The sequence below is a fragment of the Microbulbifer okhotskensis genome, from assembly GCF_023895975.1.
GTDB classification, from domain to species: Bacteria; Pseudomonadota; Gammaproteobacteria; order Pseudomonadales; family Cellvibrionaceae; genus Microbulbifer; species Microbulbifer okhotskensis.
In genome coordinates this window covers 22,904-37,876 of record NZ_JALBWM010000039.1, presented here as the reverse complement: position 1 = coordinate 37,876, position 14,973 = coordinate 22,904, and the positions used below count along the sequence as shown (strand labels likewise).

The 14,973-nt window shown below is 50.4% G+C and carries 13 protein-coding genes; 1 reads left to right on the top strand and 12 read right to left on the bottom strand.

Features of this window, described 5'->3' with window-relative positions; all coding sequences use genetic code 11:
* Positions 1-49 precede the first annotated feature (49 nt).
* Positions 50-610: a GspH/FimT family pseudopilin gene (locus MO867_RS10825; protein ID WP_252466504.1), complete on the top strand. Its 561-nt coding sequence runs from the start codon at positions 50-52 to the stop codon at positions 608-610.
* Here the strand turns inward: MO867_RS10825 and MO867_RS10820 are convergent, their stop codons facing one another.
* The 12 genes from MO867_RS10820 to murJ form a co-directional block, all read right to left on the bottom strand.
* Positions 611-1,051: a type IV pilin protein gene (locus MO867_RS10820; protein WP_305884243.1), complete on the bottom strand. Its 441-nt coding sequence runs from the start codon at positions 1,049-1,051 to the stop codon at positions 611-613.
* A 56-nt stretch (positions 1,052-1,107) separates the two neighbouring features.
* Positions 1,108-4,296, bottom strand: a complete 3,189-nt coding sequence (locus tag MO867_RS10810) for a pilus assembly protein (RefSeq protein WP_252466503.1) — start codon at positions 4,294-4,296, stop codon at positions 1,108-1,110.
* A gap of 158 nt (positions 4,297-4,454) precedes the next feature.
* Positions 4,455-5,003: a pilus assembly PilX family protein gene (locus MO867_RS10805; RefSeq protein ID WP_252466502.1), complete on the bottom strand. Its 549-nt coding sequence runs from the start codon at positions 5,001-5,003 to the stop codon at positions 4,455-4,457.
* A complete protein-coding gene (locus MO867_RS10800) occupies positions 5,003-5,953 on the bottom strand; it encodes a PilW family protein (protein ID WP_252466501.1) in 951 nt (316 codons plus the stop codon). Before MO867_RS10800 ends, MO867_RS10805 begins: the two co-directional genes overlap by 1 nt.
* A 3-nt stretch (positions 5,954-5,956) precedes the next feature.
* The gene (gene pilV, locus MO867_RS10795) at positions 5,957-6,514 is read right to left on the bottom strand and encodes a type IV pilus modification protein PilV (protein ID WP_252466500.1); all 558 of its coding nucleotides are present in this window, start codon (positions 6,512-6,514) and stop codon (positions 5,957-5,959) included.
* Complete coding sequence (locus tag MO867_RS10790) at positions 6,507-7,058, bottom strand: GspH/FimT family pseudopilin (RefSeq protein ID WP_252466499.1); 552 nt, start codon at positions 7,056-7,058, stop codon at positions 6,507-6,509. Before MO867_RS10790 ends, pilV begins: the two co-directional genes overlap by 8 nt.
* Positions 7,059-7,334: 276 nt before the next feature.
* A complete protein-coding gene (ispH, locus tag MO867_RS10785; RefSeq protein ID WP_252466498.1) occupies positions 7,335-8,267 on the bottom strand; it encodes a 4-hydroxy-3-methylbut-2-enyl diphosphate reductase in 933 nt (310 codons plus the stop codon).
* 45 nt (positions 8,268-8,312) lie between these two features.
* Complete coding sequence (locus MO867_RS10780; RefSeq protein ID WP_252466497.1) at positions 8,313-8,753, bottom strand: FKBP-type peptidyl-prolyl cis-trans isomerase; 441 nt, start codon at positions 8,751-8,753, stop codon at positions 8,313-8,315.
* Between the two features lie 6 nt (positions 8,754-8,759).
* Complete coding sequence (lspA, locus tag MO867_RS10775; protein ID WP_252466495.1) at positions 8,760-9,287, bottom strand: signal peptidase II; 528 nt, start codon at positions 9,285-9,287, stop codon at positions 8,760-8,762.
* Positions 9,280-12,084: an isoleucine--tRNA ligase gene (gene ileS / locus MO867_RS10770; protein ID WP_252466491.1), complete on the bottom strand. Its 2,805-nt coding sequence runs from the start codon at positions 12,082-12,084 to the stop codon at positions 9,280-9,282. Before ileS ends, lspA begins: the two co-directional genes overlap by 8 nt.
* A 52-nt stretch (positions 12,085-12,136) precedes the next feature.
* Complete coding sequence (ribF, locus tag MO867_RS10765; RefSeq protein ID WP_252466489.1) at positions 12,137-13,117, bottom strand: bifunctional riboflavin kinase/FAD synthetase; 981 nt, start codon at positions 13,115-13,117, stop codon at positions 12,137-12,139.
* 102 nt (positions 13,118-13,219) lie between these two features.
* Positions 13,220-14,830: a murein biosynthesis integral membrane protein MurJ gene (gene murJ, locus MO867_RS10760; protein WP_256473938.1), complete on the bottom strand. Its 1,611-nt coding sequence runs from the start codon at positions 14,828-14,830 to the stop codon at positions 13,220-13,222.
* Positions 14,831-14,973 lie beyond the last annotated feature (143 nt).

The window sequence follows — 14,973 nt, the reverse complement described above, 5'->3', positions numbered from 1 at the left end:
AAGTTGCCCGTATTTACGAGCGGTACAGTGACTATGGGGCTATAGCTGCATGAAATTGTCCGAAGTGTTGATAGAATTAATGTTAGTTATTACGATTCTCGCTATTGTTACTTTTATAGCCTTTCCTGTATTTACTGAATTTACGGCACGTTATAGGAGCAAGACAAAACAATGGGAACTATTCGAGCTTCTTATATTTATGCGAAACCAAGCATATAGTGAAAGGGCTAACTTCATCCTATGCCCAAAGGGTGACGAAGATATTTGCTCGAACAACTGGTCTAATGGCGCGTTACTATTTATCGATATAAATAGTAACGGTACTCTGGATTCTAAAGACAAAATAGAACGCTATTTCACCCGCTTACCTGAAGGAGCGACTCTTTCCTGGAAAGGATTTAACAACAAAGGATATTTAATATTTCGCCCTGACGGAACTACGCCATCGCAGAGTGGAAATTTCTCCTACTGCCCTACCGATGGAGAGGCCAAATTGGGATGGATAATTATTTTAAATTCGATCGGTCGACCATACTATGGAAGGGACGCAGATGGGGATGGTATAGTAGAAAACGGTAGTGGAGACAACCTCAGCTGCCCCCAAAGTTAATCAAGAACAGGTTTTGCTCCAACACTCATCTCCAGGGCTCGCAATAGCGTCATCGTTATCTCTATCCCAAGTACGTCGGCCGCTTGAAAATAACTCAAGCTTTCCGTTGCCTTGCTGAGCATTCTTTGGAGTAGCCGTCAGGGTATACGAATCATCAGTAGCCGTAATGGTCAGATTATAGGTTTTATTACTGCTGTCCAAAGGTGCCTCGGATGGGAAGATCGAAGGAACTCCTGCAACATCAGCACCAGTGTAAGTACCATTTTCCGTATAATGTTGCTCAATGGCTTGCGCAAGCCCCATCAAAGCACCTTGGGCATCTGCACGGTTAGAAGTTCGCACATGCTCCAGGTAAGATGGCCAAGCTATACCCGCCAAAATTCCAACAATTGCAACAACGATCATTAATTCGATTAAGGTAAAACCTTTGTTTTTGTTCATCTATCCTCCGCTGAAATACGGGGCCTACCTAGTATTCCCAGGCAGGCCATAAAATACTAATTAGGTACCATTTCCTCCCAGGAAAGCCTACCAAGACGACCAGCTCCAGAAGTATCGCCAACCTCATAGATAGGAGTACCATCACTCATTGGGATCCACTGCCCATCACCAATAAACCCTGATTGCCCTGGCATTTTTCCAGCGATATAAACGCCTGCAGTTCCCGCATCGTCATCATCGATTTCACCATTTCGATTACCATCAAGGCCGGGGTCATCTCCTACTAAACCTGTAAATAGATTCGTAGACATAAGCCAACCACTACCGCCGGCAGCACATATTTGACCACTGGGAATAATGGTATTGAAGTAAATTTTAGATCCCTGTACCGAAGCTCGACTCACTACTCTCTCGCCACCATCAGTGCCACTGCCCGTTTGCAATGGCATATACCAGCCACTTTTGCTGCTCCAATTGAATTCATTACCGTCAACAGTGCGTATTGGCACTTCACCTGTTTCATCAAGTGTAAGGCTCCTAACTTCCAGGTCGCTCTCACTCAGTGAGTATTTACCATTATCAGCAACCACATAAAAGGACCCTGCGTTTAGGTCCGTTGTATCACTTGCTACGATATATTGGCCAGTACCAAAGGCAACCACTAGGCCCGTAGACTCACCATTTCGAGCCACCTCTGGCGCTACCGTAATGGCCTTTCCAGCGGCGGTGAACAAGGGAGCACCCTCACCAGCCACACCCCAATCACTAGAAGAGGATGCCGAGACATCAAAAGCCCACATATTCCCTTTTAAATCGCCAGCAAAGATACGATCAATCGTCCCATCTTTGTTTTCATCCACAATAGCAGGTGATGACAAACCGTTCGGGTCAGCCAGGCTTGCCGTGCCTGTAGATATATATTTGTAGGCATTGTCACTACCATCATTGCCATCGAGATATACAATAAACAAACCAGCATCTCCGGAGTTGCTATTGTATCCGTTACCGAAAATAGCTGCCCACTCTCCATTTGGCAAACGACCAATTTGCGGACGGCTAAAAGTAAAACCTAGATCATTGGCCTGAGTAAACTCCCACAGCACTATGTCTCCGGCTTTATCCGCACTAAAACTACTGGGATCGGTAACGTCCAATGCAAAGTATCCTTTCCCCCCCGCACCTAAGCCACCAACGAGAATACTTTTCCATTGATTATCGATATAGGCATCCCTTACTGTTGGGGTACCGTCCGTGTAAAATTCATGGTCATAATCCTGAGAGGTCAAAGCATGTAACCCCTCTCCTGCAGTTGAACTCAATACTGCCGATGGTAAATAGGCAATAACTTCCTGCCCTTTATTGGCGCCGGTGGAACTCGCATTGAAACCGTGGAGCAATCCGTCATTTGCGCCAACATACACCATCGGAGTTCGACTAGCTTTTTCGCTTATAAACGTCTCATAACTTTCATGGCCTGGAAAGCTGGCATTGGACCAGGCTTCGTTCGGTTCACTGACATAGATAGGCGACGAATTTACGATGTCCCCTAGGCGGCTACCTCTCTCCCTAAAGCTATCATTATCCTCGCCTTCAGCAGATCTATCTCCGCGCAAATAGGCAATCCTTTCAGCAACCTTGTCATCCGCGGTACCACCAGATACGGTACTGCTAATGGCCAGATCACCATTGTGGAGTGTCCCAGAGCCGCCCACAGCCGCTGCTGTAAAAACGACGCCACCATTATCATAAGTGATTATCAGCCTATCATCGATATCTGTCCGGGCATCCAGGAGTTCACTTGCCTCCCAGGTCTCGTCACTTGCCAACGCTGTACCATCTTCACTCAGGGCCCAAGCCGACAAATAGCCTCTCCACTGGCCACTGTTAAATTTGGCATTAAACAACAGCGTATCTGCTTGCAGAGAAGTACTGTTAAAGGAAATTGCCCCAGAGCTACCAGTGATTGATCTCACCCTTTTCATAATCGTGTTAAAGGTGTCGGTTAATTGGCCTGCGTTATCCGCCGTGTAAACGCCACCACCGCCGAGAGCGCCGGCATTTTTCATCAGGTCGCTATCTGATAAGCCATCATTAGCAAAGCCAACAATATAACTAGTAATATTATTATGGACAGGATCGCCATTTAAATCCTTCATATCTGGGCGAAGATCTATATCGTAGAGCGCTTTAATTACATCGTCCATTTCTTTCATTTCATCAGGGTCATCTGTGCACCCTCCTGGATTACCGTTACAATCCTCATCAAAACCTACCAGGATAGAACTCACAGAATCATCTCTAGTAGGCTTCCCATCGGTCAGTGCAACCATAAAATTTTGCTGACAATAGTATTGGATTGGTGATGAAGCCGCCGAGGGCTCATCGATGCCACCCCAGTTCAGAATGGTCGTTGTACTAGAACCACCAGCTGCGCCAGCAAAAATACTGTTTGCCGTAGCTTGGAGAGGTGTCTCCACTTCTTCGGTATCCGGATCGCCATCATCATCTTCGAGTTGCGTATCGTATGTCAGTAGTGCATCTGAATATCCGGAAACAAAATAGCGCCCAACCGCAGTAAAGCTCTCTGCCAGCGGTGTGTAGCCACTTGCACTTATTGCATCAACCTTAGTGGTTAAACTCACCTTTGTAGCTTCAGCAGTGCTATCATCAGTTAAATCAGTAAGGCCGGTTAATAGTTTCGCCCCATTTGAACCATTAAACTGCATTAACCCTATACGAACATCCGACAAATCTGCAATTAAACTGTTCGCAGCAGTTTTCATCCCATCGGTGCGCCGCTCTACCCCCAGCTTAGTCCGTCTTACTGTTGTGCCATCTTCTTCCAAGAAATGATCAGCCACATAGCTTCCAGGAGTACCTTGCGTTGAGAAAAACCAGTTTAAAAAATGCCCGCTAACATCCTCCACAAGGTGATCATTATTTGAGCTATAATAATAACCATCTCCCCCAGAGCTTTCAGCATAAAGATATACATCAATTTTTTCAGTATCTTTAAAGCAGTTACTCGTAGTATTCCAGGTCTTCCAAGAACTTGTTGAGCCACCTCTACCGGTTTCTTCCAATCTAAAAAGCACCGAACCAGTTGTTTTATTTACTGCTATTTCAACCCTATCATATCTACCAACTTCTAAACTGCACGATAAGCCATGATCAATGGAATCACTATACCCTTCCGGCGGATATAGCATGGACTGCATTGAACCCGATGAATCCAAAACAAACATAATATTGGGCGGTGCAGAACCGGCAGAATAGAGGGGGATATCAGCGATCACCCCAGGGGCGGCAGAGGCACAGGTGCTCGTAGCTATTAAAAATGCGGCGCAAAGTGGACGCAGGGCAAAATAGGGGGTTAATTTTTTTATTAGCTTCATTGCTCTACTCACTTTGTCTCATCGAATTCTTTAGCGTATTGGGTCACTACAATCCGTTGGGTATTAGCGACCCCCACTCCCATAGACACAATCTTAAACACTTCAACGACGGTACCCTCTCCTTTGGTTTTCATATCGCTCAAGTTAATATCGGTATAGTCCTCGCCCAGATCCGCCACATCCAGGCGTTCAATAAACATACGACCCTGTAATTTTTTACTGCCATCCGCGTCTTTCATCGGGACATCCTTGGCTATCGAATTGGCATCTTTCCAGGTACTATCCGCAAACAGATCACTGGGGCCAGCGCCGGCATTGTGTAACCATGAATCCACCTCAAAACTATCTAAATTTTCCAGAGTTTCAATAAAGTCCTCTCCCTGGCGAGACATTGATTCGGCCACTTCCAAGGCAATTTGTGCATCGCGGGAGGCCGACGTCATTCTTTCATTCATCAGCATCCCCCTGGCGCCTGAAATTCCAATGAGCGTGAGAACCAGTAAAATGATCAAGCTCACAATTAACACAGCACCGCGTTGCTGAACCATTCTCTGCATCACATACTCCCTCTATTACGCACTTTCACAGTACTGACATAAAGCTTGCGAAGTCTGCCGTCGTCAGTAGTAGCACCTGCATCAGTATCACTTTGAATTGAAAGTTCTAACCTAACCCCCACTACCTGGGCCATAACGGTATCGCTGCTACTGGCGGCACCCCAAGTATCAATAATTCCACTGCCTGTCGTGTCACGCCCGTAGGTTATCTGCATGTCCTCTACCCCCGGCACCAGCTCCCAAGATCGTTTATCCTGATCTTCAACAAACAGTGAACCATCTGAAATAAAAAACGTTTTTTGGTAAGGACTCAATATTTGAGCTTCCACACCATAAATTGCATTTAATTCCGCACTACTATTTTTAACTGAGCTTCCAACGATATCATCGGTGGTATGTTTCACGACGTGAACTTCTGCATCCTCATCTCCAGTGAGCTCCGTTACAGCAAAAACATCACCATCTTCACAGTTCGCGACTAAAACAACGGCTCCAGTTACCACCGGGCAACTGGCTTGAATTTGCAGCTCACCAGATGCACTTGGAGCAATTAATCTTCCCGCACCACCGCATGGGTCTTTCGCGCCGCTGAGAATAAGAATATCTGAATTTTCTGCTACAGTTTTACCATCAACAGTGGTTCCAGCGGGAACATTATCCTGCCCCATAACCCCTTCACTACCAACTGAAGATGCCGTATTCAACCGGTTTGTAATTTTGCTTTGATCTGCAACACACCCCCAGTACCCGGCTTGCCTCACTTCCCTGGAGAGCATATCCATAGCAAAACGCCCACTCTCTTGTACACGGGAAAACGCATTTTGCATACGGATGGCATCGCTATTACTTTGAAAAATCTGTAGTACCCCCAACAGTAAAAGACTACTTAATAAAAGGCCAATTAAGAGCTCTATTAAGGAAAGCCCTTTATTTGAAGAAAGCGTCTTCATAATCTACAACTCCACAACCATTTCATAAGTGGCTCTCTTACTCGCACTCGATCCGCTGCCATAATCACTCCCGCTATTCTGCTCACTCCAAGATATGGTTACAGTAACTTCACTTCCTGCACGGGCAATAACTCCCATTGCAGCGGGAAGGTTGACTGAGAGTAACTGTTTCCACTCATAGAGATCTAAACTGGCCATTTGCGCACTTGAACACTGGGATGCACAGCTGGGTACGGACGCCTCATCGCCATCGCCATCGCCATCGCCATCGCCATCGCCATCGCCATCGCCATCGCCAGGGGTAGTATCACCGGTGTCAGTATCATCAGCGGTTTCTTCGGTTACAGTGCCGTCATAGCCTCCGGTTGATACCGCAGCACCATTTGCCCGCATACGCTCAATAATCTCCTGTGCTGCAAGTGTTGCCAGGTATCGGTGATTCGCGTTATTGCCATTTTTCAAACTCATCATCTGGGTCGATGCAAGGCCGAGTAAACCCACCGCCAAAATAAGAACAGAAACCAAAACCTCAATTAACGTTGCGCCACGCTGTTTATTCATCACCTTCCACCACTGCTGCTGGATCCTCTGCCACGTTACAAGCGATGTTCGGCGTCAAACGAACAATGCCTGACTCAAACAGTTCAATTTGCCTGCCGACATCCCCTTCCCGACTATCACAAAGATTCAAAGTCAAAGTGTCTCCCACACTGGTCTCACCGACGGCATTAAATGAGAAATCCACGTCGCTAACAAAGGTATCTCCCTGTTGAGCAGTAAGCGCGACATCAGCGAAATCAATCTCTAAGACCCTCAGCTCTTCATCGGCATCAAATGAGTTATTTCCTGTATCAACCCAGACTCGAATTCCGTTACTGATATCATCATCGAGCGCACTCAGGGTAACGACCTTACGACTGCGTACTGCCTCAGATCTGGCGTACTGCAGTGTGGCAATCCAATCGTTCGTTGTTGTTGCCAAGCGATTCGAATCAATTAATGAGCTAAAGGAAGGAACACCGATAGCAATGATGATTCCCAAAAGAGCAATGGCTATCATCAGTTCAATCAGAGTCAATCCACGGGCATATTCAATATTTTTCATTATTCCTTTACTCCAAAATCCCAATAGACTCCTAGAGTATCATCTCCGCATTCAATGAGTTTCTCTCATAGACCACCTTGCAAGGTCGCCAGTCGGCAACCGACTTATGGAGCCTATTAGCCGGATAGAATCTAGGGTGTATGTATATCAATTTATGGTTTGAATTAAAGCGAACTGATTGCGACTTTTTGGTGATAACCGATCAGCGGCTATAGCCATACGATAGAAGGGGGGGGGGAGGAGCGATAGAAGAACAGCAAGAAGGAGAGTTGCGGCCTAGCGCAACTCTTTAGGCAGAGAGAACCGGATATTTTCTTCACGTCCGTCCATTTCCTGGGGCAATGTGGCGCCGAGTTCCTGCAACCGCTTTACCACGCCTTGGACCAATACTTCAGGTGCCGAGGCACCTGCGGTAATGCCTATCGCCAACTTTCCCTGAAGCCAACCTGAGTCAATATCAGCGGAACCATCAATCAACTTGGCATCGGCACCACAGCGCTCCGCCAATTCTCGCAGGCGGTTGGAGTTGGAGCTGTTGGGGCTGCCGACAACGAGAACCAAATCACTTTCCAGGGCCAGCTGCTTCACTGCATCCTGTCGGTTTTGAGTCGCGTAGCAGATATCATCTTTGCGCGGGCCGCGAATATTGGGGAATCGCGCTCGCAATGCATCGATCACACGCGCGGTATCGTCCATGGAGAGCGTTGTCTGGGTAACGTAGGCGAGGTTGTCCTCGTCCTTGACTTGCAACCTGGCCGCATCCTCTTCATCTTCCACCAAATAAATGGCACCACCTGCAGAGCGATCGTACTGACCCATAGTGCCTTCCACTTCGGGGTGCCCGGCGTGGCCAATAAGAACGCATTCAGCACCGTCGTTGCTGAACTTGCTAACCTCAATATGCACTTTAGTCACCAACGGGCAGGTGGCATCGAAGACACGCAAGCCCCGCTGCTCAGCCTCACGCTGTACCGCTTTTGACACACCATGTGCACTGAAGATGACAATCACATCGTCCGGCACTTCATTGAGTTCGTCGACAAATACGGCTCCGCGCTCTTTCAGGCTTTCCACCACAAATTTATTGTGCACCACTTCATGGCGCACATAGATGGGTGCCCCAAATACATCCAGGGCGCGATTCACAATATCAATTGCGCGGTCGACACCGGCACAAAAGCCGCGGGGGTTGGCCATTCGGATTTGCATGTTTACTTCAGTACTCTACTGGCTGTGAAAGGAGTAATCCCAACCCTATTGGATCGAGTCCACCGCAATAATCTTTACATGGAAATTGAGGGATTGCCCGGCGAGTGGGTGGTTAAAATCAACGGTGACATCATCTTCGCCGATTTCGTTAATCACGCCCGGCAGCTCGCCACTGCCATTGTCAAAAGAGACCACCAGCCCGCGCTCTAGCGCCATATCCGGTGAAAAATTATCGCGACGCACCTTTTGCAGGTTTTCAGGGTTGCGCTGACCGAACCCCATTTCCGGCGGAATTTCAATTTCAGCCTCATCCCCTGCCTTTAAACCAAAAAGTGCCTTTTCGAAGCCCGGTAGCAAACTACCATCGCCAACACTGAAGGAAGCGGGATCACCTTTAAAAGTAGAATCCACCTCAGTACCATCGTCCAGCTTGAGGCTAAAGTGCAGTGTCACCCGGCAATTTTCACCGATAACGGCATTACTCATAATTCGTCAAACTTCCACATTATTTTTTGCTTTATCGCTATCTTTTTCCGCGAAAAAGAGTAGCTCAATAATCAGCATTGCAGCGCCGATGCTAATCCCCATATCTGCAACATTGAACACAGGAAAGTGCCAGCTGCCGTAGTAAACCGAGATAAAATCCCGAACATACCCCAGCAAGACACGGTCCCACAGGTTCCCCAAGGCACCGCCGAGGATAAGCGCCAAGGCACAGGGCTCCCAGCGTTTTCTCGCCGGCAAACGCCACACCCAGATACTCACGATGACACTAAAGCCAAAGGCAATAATGCCAAAGAACCAGCGCTGCCAACCTCCGGCATCAGACAGAAAGCTAAAAGCGGCACCGTAATTTTCCGCATAGGTAAATTGCAGCAGGCCGGGAATAATCTGCATCGATGGGCCGTGCATAAACATATCCACGGCCCACACCTTGGTGACGACATCCACAACCACTACCACTAGCGCCAGCCAATACCAGCGCCAGGGGTGTCCCCAAAAAGGGTTTGAACTAGGCATAATGCCTCACTTCTCCTTCACCGGCGACATTCTCAATACAGCGTTCGCAAATATCCGGGTGCCCAGCTCTTGCACCAACATCAGCACGATAATGCCAGCAACGTGCACACTTGGGGTGATCCACTTTGCTGACAGTGATTTTTAAGCCATCCATCTCGGTAGACTCGGCGCCGGCCGCATCGCTGATAGGCTGTACAGAAGTCGAGGAGCAAATCAGAACAAAGCGCAACTCATCTTCCAGCTCAAGGAGCTTCTCGCGCAGATCGTCTTCGGCAAACAAAGTCACTGTCGCCTGTAAGGATCCACCAATTGCCCCCGCGCCACGCTGCTCTTCGAGTACTTTGTTAACTGCCGTTTTCACTTCGGCAATGGCCGCCCAGTAATCCGCACCTTTGACCACTTCAGCCGGTAGTTTCGGCAGTGGGTACCACTCCTCCAGGAAAATACTTTCCGCTTTCGCACCGGGAATAAATTGCCACAGCTCTTCTGCAGTGAAACTCATGATGGGCGCTATCCAGCGCACAAACGCCTGAATAATATGGTAGAGCGCCGTTTGCGCAGAACGTCGCGCAGCGCTGTCTTCCTTGGTGGTGTATTGGCGATCCTTAATGATATCCAGATAGAAACCACCCATTTCCACAACGCAGAAGTTATGCAACTTCTGGTAGATCTGGTGGAACTGGTAGTTATCGTAGGCTTCTTGGATTTCCTCCTGCAGGCGCGCCGCTTTATCCAAGGCCCAGCGGTCGAGCGCCAGCAATTCGCTTTCCGGCAACAAATCTTTCTCTGGGTCAAAACCGGCCAAATTGGACAGGAAGAAACGGGCGGTGTTGCGCAAGCGGCGATAGGAGTCTGCGGTGCGCTTCAGAATCTCATCCGAAACAGCCATTTCGCCGCTGAAATCAGTCGCTGAAACCCATAAGCGCAATACATCTGCCCCCAATTTATTGATGACATCCAGCGGCGCTACAGTATTGCCGATAGACTTCGACATCTTGCGCCCATGCGCATCGACAGTGAAACCGTGGGTCAGCACCTGCTTATAAGGAGCACAATCATTGATCGCGATAGAGGTCTTCAACGAGGACTGGAACCAACCGCGGTGCTGATCGGACCCCTCCAGGTACAAGTCGGCCGGGAAGCGCAGGCCCTTGCGGCGCTCCAGCACGGCGTAGTGAGTCACACCTGAGTCAAACCACACATCCAGGGTATCCGTTGCCTTTTGATATTGATCCGCCTCATCACCGAGAAGCTCGCGCGGGTCCAGGTCGAACCATACATCCATACCCTCGGCATCTACCATCTCCGCCACTTTGTCCATCAAAGCCGGGGTATCCGGGTGGATCTCGTGGGTTTCCTTGTTAACAAAGAGAGCAATAGGCACGCCCCAGGTACGCTGGCGGGAAATACACCAGTCAGGACTGCCCTCTAACATGGCATCGATACGGGTTTTGCCCCAACCGGGAATCCACTGCACTTCATCGGCAGCCTTTTTTGCATTCTGCAGCAGGTCGTTCTGCTGCATACTGACAAACCACTGCGGGGTTGCACGATAAATCAGCGGTGTTTTGGTACGCCAGCAATGAGGGTAGCTGTGCTCAATTTTACCTTGCTGCAACAGCACTCCGCGCTCTTGCAGCAGAGCGACAATTTTATCGTCCACCTTGTAGACATGCTCACCGGCAAACAGAGGGGCTGTATCGCGGTAAACGCCGTTATCATCGATATAGTTCAGCGTATCGATGCCATAACGCTTGCCCACCTGGAAATCGTCGGGACCGTGATCCGGCGCGGTGTGCACGCAACCAGTACCCGCATCAGTAGTCACATGATCACCGAGGATCATTGGCAGCTGCTTTTCGTAGAAAGGGTGGTCCAGCTTCAGGTGCTCCAGAGCTGCGCCGCGGATACGGCCGACAACCTCGCCTTCCAGCCCGACCTGCTCCAGTACCGCATCTTTAAGCGCCTCTGCGACAAGCAGGCGACGATCTGCGGTTTGTACCACAACATATTCCAGCTCAGCGTTGACTGAAACCGCCTGGCTTGAGGGAAGCGTCCAGGGAGTTGTAGTCCAGATCACCACAGACAAAGGTCCCTCACCCGCATGGCCTCCAGCGGCATCGGCAATTGCCAGTGCAGTATCTTCGGTAGCCGGATAGCAAACATAAATGGAGTAGGACGTCTTGTCCTGATATTCCACTTCCGCTTCCGCCAGGGCCGATCCACCCACAACACTCCAATACACGGGTTTGAAACCCCGCGCCAAGTGGCCATTTTTAACGACTCGGCCGAGTGCGCGGATGATGTCGCCTTCAAATTGGTAGTCCATAGTGCGATAGGGGTTGTCCCATTCGCCGAAAACCCCCAGGCGTACAAAATCCTTCTTTTGTCCCTCTACCTGCTTGGCCGCGTACTCACGACACTTCTGGCGGAAAGTCTTGTGATCTACCTTAACGCCAGCCTTGCCGATTTTCTTCTCAACGCGATGCTCAATAGGCAGGCCATGGCAGTCCCAACCGGGCACATAGGGCGCATCGAAACCGCTGAGGGTTTTCGACTTGATAATAATGTCTTTGAGAATCTTGTTGACCGAGTGACCTATATGAATATCGCCGTTGGCGTAGGGAGGACCATCGTGCAGGATGAACTGCTCACGACCGGCACGTGCTTCACGAATTTTTTCGTAAAGCTTGGTCTCCTGCCATTTTTTCAAAATGGCAGGCTCACGCTGTGGCAGATTGCCGCGCATGGGGAAGTCGGTCTCAGGCAGGTTTAAGGTCACTTTATAATCAGTCATTGGATGTCTACTTCAGCTCTAGTAGAGAATAATTCATCATCGGTAACACCGGTCAGCTCCCCTTGGGGTTTTGTGCAAACCAGGCTTTGGCATCGTCTATATCCTGAGCAATGCGGGTTTTGAGGATTTCCAGAGAGGCAAATTTTTCTTCATCGCGCAGTTTGTGGCAAAACTCTACCGATAGCTCTCGCCCGTAGAGGTCATCACTGAAGTCAAACAGATTAACTTCCAGTAGAGGTTTGGCGCCCTCCCCTTCTACGGTGGGGCGAAATCCCACATTGGCGACGCCGTCTATTTCTTTCCGCCCTGCGGCAAGTTCACTGCCATTCGCCGCCTTGGTGCGCACGGTATAGACACCCACTAATGGGGAGCGATAGCGATGCAGGCGTACGTTGGCGGTGGGGGCTCCCAACTGCCGCCCCAGCGAACGGCCCGGAGCCACTCTTCCGGAGATGCTATAAGGGAGGCCCAGCAAGGCCTCGGCCAATTCAAAATTACCGCGGAGCAATGCCTCGCGAATCCGAGTGCTACTCACGCGGGCCCCGCGAATCTCAAGCGTAGCCGTGTCTTCTACAGTGAAGCCATTTTCAGCTCCCACCTCTTGCAGAAATCGGTAATCACCACTGCGGTCACAACCAAAGCGGAAATCATCCCCCACCACCAGGTGGCGGATTCCCAACCCTTCCAGCAGGATACGGCGCACAAAGGCCTCAGCACTCAGGCTGCGCAACAAATCGTTAAACTGCAGGCACAATACCCGGTCTACCCCGGCCTCAAAAAGCGCCTGCACCTTCTCTTTAAATCGCATCAAGCGCGCAGGCGCCCTCTCAGCGGAAAAAAATTCGTGGGGCTGGGGCTCAAAAATAATCGCCACCGAGGGCAGGCCATATTCTTCCGCACGCTGTTTAAGCTGCGCAATAATCGCCTGATGGCCGAGATGCACCCCATCGAACGAGCCGATCGTCGCCACGTTTCCCCGATGGCGGGGGCGCAGGTTGCGCAACCCGCGAATTAGTTCGCGCTCCTGGGCCAATGCGATTTTCCCATCCTCATAAAATCGAGCCGCACAGTATAGCGGATTCCCACAGGGCGGCCAGAGGCCATCCTCTCTTTGCCCCCTCAACACTCGAGTAAACTAACTTGAGGGGCGGAAATGGCGGGGGCGCAAGCCCGATACTGCCAGTACCAACAGGTAAGTCGCCCCCCCAGCAGACACCACAGTGGCCATTCGCCATGCGCGGCCGTACCAGCCCCACTCGCCCCACTCCGACCAAAAGTACAATGCGCCCAATAAAACGGAAACCATCGCCAAATTGGCAACGATCAACCTGAGCAGATAGACGCTCCAACCCGCCTCGGGTTTGTAAACATCATCGCGACGCAACCCCTTATATAGCAGCCAAGCATTAATAGCTGCCTGACAGGCGGTGGCAAGTGCCAAGCCCATATGGCCGAGCTTGAGGTAGTAATTAAGCGGAATAACAAAGAGAAGGCTAAGCACCATTTTTGCCGAAATGGCAATCAGACCAAAACGCACCGGTGTATAGGTGTCCTGGCGTGCGAAGTAACCGGGCGCCAACACTTTGATCAACATAAAAGCCAGTAAGCCCATGGCGTAGGCTCGCAGGGACCAGGCCGCCATCTGCATATCCCGAGGCTCCATCTGCCCATATTGAAACAGAGTCGTCAATAGTGGCTCCGCCAGTACCACTAATGCCACCGATGCAGGAAGGGAAATAAGCGTTACACTGCGCAGAGCCCAATCGAGCGTATGGCGAAAGCGACGGGGATCGCCATCGGTGTGCTGCCTGGATAAGCTCGGCAGTATCACCGTAGCCACAGCAACGCCAAATACCCCTAGTGGCAGCTCAGTCAGACGGTCGGAAAAGTACAACCAAGAGACACTTCCACTGGGCAGGAATGATGCCAGCAGTGTATCCATCACCAAGCTGATCTGAGTAACCGAAACACCAAAAATCGCCGGCCCCATAAGGCGTAAAATCTTGCGTACACCCCGGTGATTCCAGTCCCACTTGGGCCTTGGCAGCAACCCTTCTCGGGCAAGGAAGGGCAGCTGAAATAACAGCTGCACAACCCCCGCCACAAACACTCCCCAGGCCAAGGCCAGGACTTGCGGGTCAAACCAGGAGGTAGCCACCGTCGCTGCCCCAATCAATACCAGGTTCAACATTACCGGAGTGAGCGCAGGAATGGCGAAGCGGTCAAAACTGTTCAGGATCGCTCCGGTAAAGCCGGCCAGAGAAATTAACATCAGATAGGGAAAGGTGATCTGCAACATATCGGTAGCGAGATCGAACTTCTCTCGCTCACTGCCGTCCCACCACCAACCGAAAGCAAAAATACCCGCCACTATTGGGGCGCAAATAACCCCGAATAGGGTAACAAGCAGCAACACACCACCGAGGGCACCAGCGACCCGATCGTTCAGCGCCCGCGCGGCGGCCTTGCCTCCCTTTTGGCGGTATTCGGCCAGCACTGGCACAAAGGCTTGGGCGAAGGCACCCTCGGCAAAAAGGCGGCGGAAAAAGTTGGGGATTTTAAACGCGACAAAAAAGGCATCAGCGGCGTCTCCCGCTCCGATAAAGCGGGCCAGAGCCACATCCCGAACCAACCCGGCCACTCGAGATAACATGGTGGCAGCACCAACGACCGAGCTGCCACGCAGCAATCTGGAAGTGCCAGATTTCTCGACTGTTTGTTCCTGGGCTGGAGATGACTGCGACAAAACTTGGGCTCCTGGCGGAATGTGAAATTGGTTGGCCGGCCAGTCTACCCCAAATCCTCGGGATATATGGCCCCAAGGGAGGGCTGATGCCCCTGCGACAGCGGAACCGCGAGCCTATACTGAAGGCGAGTTAGTGCGCCATT

Coding starts and splice junctions, on each gene's coding strand:
- ileS (WP_252466491.1), bottom strand. CDS start 12,084: ATGACTGATTATAAAGTGACCTTAAACCTGCCTGAGACCGACTTCCCC.
- MO867_RS10800 (WP_252466501.1), bottom strand. CDS start 5,953: ATGAAGACGCTTTCTTCAAATAAAGGGCTTTCCTTAATAGAGCTCTTA.
- ispH (WP_252466498.1), bottom strand. CDS start 8,267: ATGCAAATCCGAATGGCCAACCCCCGCGGCTTTTGTGCCGGTGTCGAC.
- MO867_RS10805 (WP_252466502.1), bottom strand. CDS start 5,003: ATGCAGAGAATGGTTCAGCAACGCGGTGCTGTGTTAATTGTGAGCTTG.
- MO867_RS10780 (WP_252466497.1), bottom strand. CDS start 8,753: ATGAGTAATGCCGTTATCGGTGAAAATTGCCGGGTGACACTGCACTTT.
- pilV (WP_252466500.1), bottom strand. CDS start 6,514: ATGAATAAACAGCGTGGCGCAACGTTAATTGAGGTTTTGGTTTCTGTT.
- MO867_RS10810 (WP_252466503.1), bottom strand. CDS start 4,296: ATGTTTGTTTTGGATTCATCGGGTTCAATGCAGTCCATGCTATATCCG.
- MO867_RS10825 (WP_252466504.1), top strand. CDS start 50: ATGAAATTGTCCGAAGTGTTGATAGAATTAATGTTAGTTATTACGATT.
- lspA (WP_252466495.1), bottom strand. CDS start 9,287: ATGCCTAGTTCAAACCCTTTTTGGGGACACCCCTGGCGCTGGTATTGG.
- MO867_RS10790 (WP_252466499.1), bottom strand. CDS start 7,058: ATGAAAAATATTGAATATGCCCGTGGATTGACTCTGATTGAACTGATG.
- MO867_RS10820 (WP_305884243.1), bottom strand. CDS start 1,051: ATGAACAAAAACAAAGGTTTTACCTTAATCGAATTAATGATCGTTGTT.